Consider the following 8027-nt stretch of genomic DNA (forward strand, 5'->3'; position numbering starts at 1 on the left):
ACTGGGGCATAATTTTAAATCAGTTCCTAATTATTTACAAAGAAAGGGTCAGGTTATAATAATAACCCAACCCAAGCTTGATTTACTTACACACTTCCTGAGACAGTGTCTTTTCTGGAGTAACTTTACCTCCTCCCGGAACGTCATCGCCAATATGTGTAATTTTATTGATTTTTAATTTGTAAGAAGAGTTTCTGTATACTGCGTTATACTGCGTATCTGCTGTACCCTTATAGTTTACTTTATTATCTTTGTCCTTTATGAAATAGCTATAATACATTTGGCCATCTTCATATACCTTAATGCCTTTTACACGTAGAGAACCCAAGTCTTCTTCTGTTATATTCTCGTCATTCTTAAAGGCAGGCAAAGCTTTAACCTCAGCAAAACTTTTATAGACTATACCGCCAACAGTGTAGAACGTAACACCACCGTTTGCTGTTACTTGGTAAACAACACCTGTAGTTTCACCCATTCCTGAGGTCAGTTTTGTAAGCTCAAGGAAAGCAGGTCTATTCTCTGTAGTATATACAGATTTTCTAATTTTAAACTTATCTGACTGAGTGTTTTTTATAATGCCAGTAATATCTTTTGTTGTTTCATCTAGGCTTACCACTGTGAATTCTTCAAAAGGCAATACTATATCATCAAGATCTCCTTCTTTAGGAGAATTTATGTATTTACCAATTATAGAACCTTTTGAGTCTGTCCATTCTTGGAAAAGATTGAAACTTATCTTTGAGTTTACCAATAAGAAACCATCTACCTTTATAGCTCCTACCGCGTCTGTCACAGTTTTAGCTATTTCTACTTTTTCAAGAACTGTATTGTCTGATATCTTTGCAGCTAAACGGTCAAGCTTTGCTAATCCCTCTGCGGGCTTATTTTCTGTGCTTGTTGCATCTATGGTTACAGATGTTCCCAACTCGTTAATGTTTGTACTGTTATTAACAGAAACCATTAAGAATTTACCATCTCGGTATCCTGCTAATACAGAGGCAAGTCCTTCCGTTTCTATAACTTTGGAAATAGAACCAGATTTTCTTAGCACATCTACAGGGTTAGCTATTACAACAAGGTTATATGTACCTTCAGGGGCTGTGAATTTCTCTGTTGTGCGGTTTTCGTCGATTTGGGTCGTGGCGTGTGAATACTGGATCATGCCATTCTCGACTAGGTAGATGTGTAAACTTTCAATCTTTTGATCGTTAGCTGTAGTTTCTTCATCTGTATCAGCTCTAGTTGAGGTTGCTGGTGGGGTGGCCAGCTGAACAGTTAGATACGTGTCAAATTCTGCGTTTACATTCTTATCCGTCGGAACAGAATCATCATTGCTACAAGCAGCTAAGCCAAATACAGCCAGTCCTGCTAATAATAAGTTACTAATTTCATAAATGTTTTTTTGATTAAATTGTGAATTATATTTGTTTGAACTTTTTCGGTTTATAATCGTAAATATGCCATGTTTATTACGCTTGGCATTTGTTGGATATTTTATTACCCTATTGTGTAATTGTATATATTAGACAAAATAAACTTGGATTATTACCTAGTTATTCAAATTTTAGTTTTTGTTTGCGTTTGATGCTCAGCATCTTTGCTAACACGAATGTAATACTTGTTTGGTCTATGTAACGAGTATTTCAATCAATTGTTCTAAATCTGCTGTTTTATTATATTTCAACAATGGCACATAAATGACACATAAATGAGTTGTGTGGCTTGTGGGTGCGATTTTACTTTTTTGTTATATTTCAAACATGTTACATAATTGACTTGTATTAACTGTATTTCTTTAGTGTGCTGAGAGTCAATCAGTCTAATATGTAGAATGTGGATTCACTAGTTTATTTATGGCATTGCCTTTCAGAGAATTTACATATGTTTATTTATGTAATTATGTATTTAGGCATTTTGTGGGTATTACTCGCATTTATATGTAAGTGGTAGGCGTGCATTTAGAACTAATGGAAGGTTTTTGTTTAAGTTTCTGATGATAAGTTTATATTCAGTGTCTCTTTTCAAGAGCTAATGGAGGTTGATTTATGTGTATTAGTTTGAGATGTAGCTGAAACAAGTAAGTCATTTACCCCAGGCGAGTAGGTCGTTTGTCTTAAACCAATAGGTCATTTTACCTTTAAGCTAAGCCCACTGTCTTCAGCTACTTTTAGGGATTGCTGAAAAATGGGAAATAAAAAAGCCACGAGTATTATACTCGTGGCTTGAATAACTATATATAATAGTTTATTAGTTGTCTAGTAGCTGGTGTGGGTAGTTAATCACATATTGTTTACCACTCTTGGTTTGGATTAGAGCCAATTCCTTTTGGTTGAGAATTAGCATAAAATATTTGCCCAAGTGCTTATTGCGGAACCAGCCCGTATAACCTCCATATCCCCCGCTACCAAAAACTCGAATTGAGCCTTTTAGGTTTGCTTTTTCGATAGGTTGTATAGTTATATCTGTTTTCTTAAAGGTTTTATGACCCAGTAGTTGTTGTACCCGAATGGTTTTGTCGGTTACTTTTATCCAGATGGGCATCACAGCAAGTCCGTACACCAAGCAGAGAGCTATGAGGCAGAACAATACCATGCTACCTACACTATTCCAAGGAATAATGCTGATGGTCATGGCAAGGGTCAAAATGACGACTACACTGATAATGATGACAAATCCGTCGGGCTTAAAATAATATTTCATGTAAATGTTATTGTGTTAGTCTAGCAAGGTAAAGTAAATTCTATTATCCACCATACGTATAGGCGCTGTTTTAGAACATATTCGTGTTTTGTTAGATAAATAAGAATAGGCTGATGGCCATAACGAACATTCCCGAAACAAGTCCTATTATAGATAGGTGGTGCTTGCCATAGCGTTCTGCACTTGGCAAAAGTTCGTCGAGCGAGATAAATACCATAATGCCCGAAACCCCAGCAAGTACAATCCCGTTGATGGCAGGTGTCCAGTAGTTCATTAAGAACAGGTAGGCAATCAATGCACCAGCTGGCTCCGACAGCCCCGAAAGAAAGGAATACCAAAAGGCTTTCTTCTTGCTTCCTGTGGCGTGATAAATCGGTACAGCAACAGCAATACCCTCGGGGATGTTATGAATCGCTATAGCTACCGTAATTGGGATAGCCACATCGAGTGAACTCAATGCCGAAGTGAAGGTAGCGATACCCTCGGGGAAGTTGTGAATTGCAACCGAGAGTGCAATAACAATCCCTGTCCGCTTCATGTGAAGGGTTTTGTCGTCCATATCCTCCACACCTTGTATCTCGTGTGGGTTGATTGATTCGGGGATCAGGAAGTCAATGCAATTGATAATTGCAATACCTGCAAAAAAGGATAGGATTAAAAACAGTGTACCTTTCTTTTCGCCATAAATGGACGAAAGGTTGTTAATAGCCTCGGGCATCATCTCCATAAAGGCAACGTAAATCATGATACCAGCAGAGAAACCCAGTGAAAGGCTTAAGAAATTGGTGTTTGTGCGTTTTGCTATTAAAGCAATCAAACTACCAATGCCGGTAGATAGACCAGCAATGGTAGTTAGAAAAAATGCAAATAATATTTTGTCAGAAGTTATGTCCATGTTTGTGATACTTGTTAAAGCTATTTACCTATAACAAGTTATTAGACTAGTTTGTTAACCCATTCGTCTCTATCTCCAGGAAGTAGATCAATAACGGGGATTTCTATCATTGTGTAAGCTCCTGGTTGTTGGCGAACTGCTGCTCGAGCAGAGGCTACCAAAATCTGTGCAGTTAGTGCAGGATTGTTGATAGTCATATTGAATTCGAAAAGTTGGTTTTGGGTAAGTCCCGAAACTCCTTTGCGAATCAGATGTACGCCATGTCCCATGTCTTTGAGGTCGTCAACGGAGTCAACCTTTATAACGTGGGTTTCGTCGTGTGCAAAATAGTCGTCAGTTTTGATGGCTTTTTCAACCTCAGCAAAAGAGATTCCATCTTCAATTTCGACATAAACCATGCGACGGTGAATCCCTGTTCCTGTAGGGATAGTCATCGAAAGTGCATTTTTTACACCTTTGATTGCTTTTACAGCTACTGTATGTCCCATGCTCATACCTGGACCAAAATTGGTGTAGGTGATTCCTTTGGGGGCCATAGCTTGAAGAAGTGCTCTAACAATTGAGTCGCTACCAGGATCCCAACCTGCAGAGATGATAGATACGGCATTGTGCTTTTTGGCTACTGTGTTTAGCTCTTTTCTTAGGGCTAAAATTCCGGTATGGATATCATAACTATCCACCGTGTTAATACCTAGTTCAAGAATTTCTTTAGCATAAGACTCTACAGATCTACTTGGAGTACAGAGTATCGCAACGTCAACGACGCCTAGCTCTTTAATGTCCTTAACCACTTTATAGGGCGTTAGCTCTATAGGTAAATCTTCAGCACCCGAACGACGAACAACTCCTGTAATTTCAAAATCGGCAGATGCTTGCAATGCTTGTAAAACGAACTTTCCGATGTTACCGTAACCGATAATCGCTGCTTTTGTTTTTTTCATAATTTTGCTAGCTTAATGATTTGAATTTAATTAGTTTTGTTTCAAAAATAATTAATTAATTCATTTTTCTAGTCTTTTGCATAGTTAAAGTTTATGCAGTGCTCCTTACTAAATGGGGTGGTTTAGCTAGAAAATCTTAATAAATAATAGCCTTTATGATAGAATATGTAAAAGGTGAGTTGACAGAACTTACACCAACTTCTGCTGTGGTCGAATGTTCAGGGGTAGGGTATGGTTTGAGCATATCGCTCAATACCTTTTCAGCTCTTCAGGGAAAGCCCGATTGCAAGCTTTATGTTCATGAGGCTATTCGTGATGATGCGTACCAACTCTTTGGTTTCTTCGATAAAGAAGAACGTGAACTGTTTCTTCTGCTTAACTCCGTTTCGGGGGTAGGTGGCAATACAGCTCGCATGATTCTTTCGGCTCTTAGCCCTGCCGAATTGGTCGATGCCATTGGTACAGAGAACGTAAAAATACTACAGACCGTTAAGGGCATTGGTAAGAAGACAGCCGAACGTCTGATTGTTTACCTCAAAGATAAGGTCAAATCGACCTCTATTGTGGTTGATGGCAAGCTGACTTTGGGGCAAGCCGACCCAGCAGGTCGTATTGTTTTCGATGAGGCTATCTCGGCACTAACCATGTTGGGCTTTGCTCCTGCACCTACCCGAAAGGTTGTGCAAGATTTGCTAAAAGAAGACCCAGCCTATACCATTGAGCAAGTGGTTAAGTTTGCTCTTAAAAGATTATAGATTATCTCACTTATTACTTAGATGAAAAATAGAAGCTTCAAAATCTATATGCAAGACTGGTTGTCTTTGCATACCAATCCACAAAGCAATGCTGACGATGCTTGGTATCTCAATTTTGCACAAAACTTGGTCGACAAACTCCAAGATAGTCCGTTATTGGCCGACTTTACGGCTGAAGACTACAAAGACCTGGCTTTGCTTTTTGCAGTCTATCTTGAAGATAGTATTTCTGAGAACGGCGGCTGGTGTCGATTCCGAAATCGCATGAAGGAACTTTACGGCAAACCTTTGCCTTTCTATACTGTTCAGGGAGACGATTACTTGGAAGACGAGACAAACTTAGCTGATATTCAATTTGTGATTTGGTCTTTTATGGCCATACCTCAAGAGCGTATTGGTGACGATTACATCCTTTTCGATCCTTTCGACAAGCAGTTACTTGAGCTTGCAAAGCAGGTTTACAACTGGCTTGATGAGGCTTTCGAAGATGCTCCCGTTACCGAGGGGATGTCGAATGATTGGATAATGGATGCTTCGGTGTTGGCGCAGAAGATGACAAGCCTACCTTCGGTAAATATTGCCGATTGTAAATCTGATAGTGCAAAAAGACTGTTGGAGTTTACAGGAGGTTATCCGCTGGTGTTTATTGATACTTACGATAAACTGCTTGCTTTCTTGGTCGATGTACTCAAATGGGAAAATAAGAAAGAGCAGCTTATGCCCGAGATGAAGTATTATAAAAACTTTGTGGTTTATGCCAATGCCAAGGGAATTCTTTTGGCTCCAGAGATTGCGGTTTATTTTGAGTCTGAAAAGAATGCACTCTTTAATCAAACCTGGGCCGAAGAAGATTCACACCTATTATATATAGAAAAAGGAAGTTGTCCTTACGATCTATTAAAATATGGTACGAAGCACGGCTATCTGGAACATGCAGTTCTACCATTCGAAAACGGTAAGTCTATTTTGCGTGAGAATATGGACTTTATAACCCGTTGGTATCTCGAAGAGTTTTACGAAGGAGAATAAGCCATGGCACAAAGCAAATCATCTGGGCAACCCCCTCGACCAGCCAGCAAGTCGAAAACTAAAGCTGTTGGCAAACGTGTGGGTAAATCGAAGCCTGCCAAAGCAAAGAATCAGCTGAATAGACGTGTAAAATAAAAGACGTCTAGAATAGGATATAAAAATGAGAGGTAAGAATTGAAACTGATGTTTCTCAATCTTATCTCTCGTTTTATATGTGGCTGTAAGGGAACTATTATTTCTTTTCTTGGCTGTCTACCGAATCGTTATGAGCCATTCTCTTCTCTACAAAACGGAGCTTTAAGTTGGCCTCTTGTTTAGCCTTCTGGATCTCTGTTAGCGTATGTAGGGTGCTAGCCAATTCGCTAATCTCTACAGCAGCTTTCTTTTCGACTGGGCTAAGGGTATAGCTGTGGTTTTTATCGCCCATGAAGGTAACCGTTATTTTCTGGTCGTTATTATTGACAATAAAAGGAATGACATCACCATCTGCTCCTAGTTTGTAGTCGGACTTTTCGGTGGTTATCCCCAAGTTAGTCGATACAAAAGTATCTGTAGAAGCAGGAGTCTGGGCAAAGCTACCATCGGAAGTTGCCACTTTTATGGTGTGATGGCCTAGTCCACGAGGTGCAGAGTAGATTGAGGTCATACTCATTACGCCTAGTTCGTTGACCTGAAAACGGAGGTAGGTCTTATTGATATTCCTCTCAATGGTTTGGGTGGGCATAATGTAGTTGCCTATCTCTTGATAGTTTTCGTCTTTCTCAAGTTTATATTTACTTTTGATTGACTCGAAGTCGATTAGCTTAGCTTGCTCCAAACTATCAAGATAGACTAAACCTCTGAGTTGTTCTTCTTGTTCTATATTTAGCATCAGACGTATTCCTGCTTTACGGGTTTCGAAAGCTTTGGGATATAAAAGTTTGATACTATCAATCTGAAGCTTAGCTTTGGTGTAGTTTCCTTGCTCTAACGAAGCTTTAGCATCGTCGAGATATTTTGAGGCTTTATCATCTTGAGATGGGCCACATCCCGAAATGAAAGCCACTGATATAAAAAGCATTAGTAGTTTACGCATGGTGCTATGTTTATTTATTTATAAGCAAAAATACAAATAATATCAGTTTTTTGTACCTTTGCATATCAAGATATCACAAAACTCATACTCTTTTAATTACCAACATCTTGACCTCTCGTCAAGACTAAATGGGTTACGATTTAGAAACCATCGAGGTACTTTGATCTGCAATATTCTTCCATCGGATTCAAATAGCTCTTTGTTCAAAGATAAGTATTTTCCGAGACCTAAATTCTTCTTTTGAGATTTTATTTTTCTAATTTTATCCGATAAATAATTTAGAAATGTTACGGGATTTTGCAGCCATAGATTTTGAGACAGCCAACGAAGAACTATCTAGTGTATGCAGCGTAGGTATTGTCGTTGCGCGAGATGGTATCATAACCGATCGTTTCTATAGCCTTATACAACCCGAACCAAATTACTTTAATTATTGGAACAGTACGATTCATAGATTGACAGATGAAGACACCGAAAATGAAGCCGTTTTTCCCAAAGTATGGGAACAGATAGAACCACATATAGAAGGTTTACCTTTTGGAGTTCCTAACTTTTTTCGCACAACTAGTTAAGCGACATTATTAATATTCTGTTCTCTGTATTTGTTGTTAAATTCTTCAATGGTTTGATAG

General features: G+C 38.7%; 8 protein-coding genes and 1 pseudogene. 4 read left to right on the forward strand and 5 right to left on the reverse strand.

Going from position 1 to position 8027, the window contains the following annotated elements; translation table 11 throughout:
* Positions 1-82: 82 nt before the first annotated feature.
* From B091_RS0111055 to B091_RS0111070, 4 genes are all read right to left on the reverse strand, one after another.
* A complete protein-coding gene (locus B091_RS0111055; RefSeq protein WP_169331178.1) occupies positions 83-1519 on the reverse strand; it encodes an Mfa1 family fimbria major subunit in 1437 nt (478 codons plus the stop codon).
* Between the two features lie 728 nt (positions 1520-2247).
* A complete protein-coding gene (locus B091_RS0111060; protein ID WP_018110060.1) occupies positions 2248-2700 on the reverse strand; it encodes a PH domain-containing protein in 453 nt (150 codons plus the stop codon).
* A 91-nt stretch (positions 2701-2791) separates the two neighbouring features.
* A complete protein-coding gene (zupT, locus tag B091_RS0111065; RefSeq protein ID WP_018110061.1) occupies positions 2792-3595 on the reverse strand; it encodes a zinc transporter ZupT in 804 nt (267 codons plus the stop codon).
* 41 nt (positions 3596-3636) lie between these two features.
* Complete coding sequence (locus tag B091_RS0111070; protein WP_018110062.1) at positions 3637-4536, reverse strand: diaminopimelate dehydrogenase; 900 nt, start codon at positions 4534-4536, stop codon at positions 3637-3639.
* Between the two features lie 155 nt (positions 4537-4691).
* On the opposite strand from B091_RS0111070, the gene ruvA reads away from it, so the two are divergent.
* From ruvA to B091_RS12940, 3 genes are read left to right on the forward strand one after another with little or no spacing between them, the layout of a single operon-like run.
* Positions 4692-5291 carry a Holliday junction branch migration protein RuvA gene (ruvA, locus tag B091_RS0111075; protein WP_018110063.1) on the forward strand — a complete coding sequence of 200 codons (600 nt, stop codon included), beginning with the start codon at positions 4692-4694 and terminating at the stop codon, positions 5289-5291.
* A 21-nt stretch (positions 5292-5312) separates the two neighbouring features.
* The gene (locus B091_RS0111080) at positions 5313-6320 is read left to right on the forward strand and encodes a DUF3843 family protein (RefSeq protein ID WP_018110064.1); all 1008 of its coding nucleotides are present in this window, start codon (positions 5313-5315) and stop codon (positions 6318-6320) included.
* 3 nt (positions 6321-6323) lie between these two features.
* Positions 6324-6455: a hypothetical protein gene (locus B091_RS12940; RefSeq protein ID WP_018110065.1), complete on the forward strand. Its 132-nt coding sequence runs from the start codon at positions 6324-6326 to the stop codon at positions 6453-6455.
* A 97-nt stretch (positions 6456-6552) separates the two neighbouring features.
* On the opposite strand, the gene B091_RS0111090 is transcribed toward B091_RS12940, so the two are convergent.
* Positions 6553-7395 (reverse strand): outer membrane protein assembly factor BamD, encoded by an 843-nt coding sequence (locus B091_RS0111090; RefSeq protein ID WP_018110066.1) that lies wholly within the window; start codon positions 7393-7395, stop codon positions 6553-6555.
* Between the two features lie 284 nt (positions 7396-7679).
* Between B091_RS0111090 and B091_RS12210 the strand changes: the two are divergent.
* Positions 7680-7946 (forward strand): annotated as a pseudogene (locus B091_RS12210) (3'-5' exonuclease family protein); the annotation flags it as partial.
* Positions 7947-8027: the final 81 nt, after the last annotated feature.

The organism is Bacteroides propionicifaciens DSM 19291 = JCM 14649 (assembly GCF_000375405.1).
Taxonomy (GTDB): Bacteria; Bacteroidota; Bacteroidia; order Bacteroidales; family Bacteroidaceae; genus Bacteroides_E; species Bacteroides_E propionicifaciens.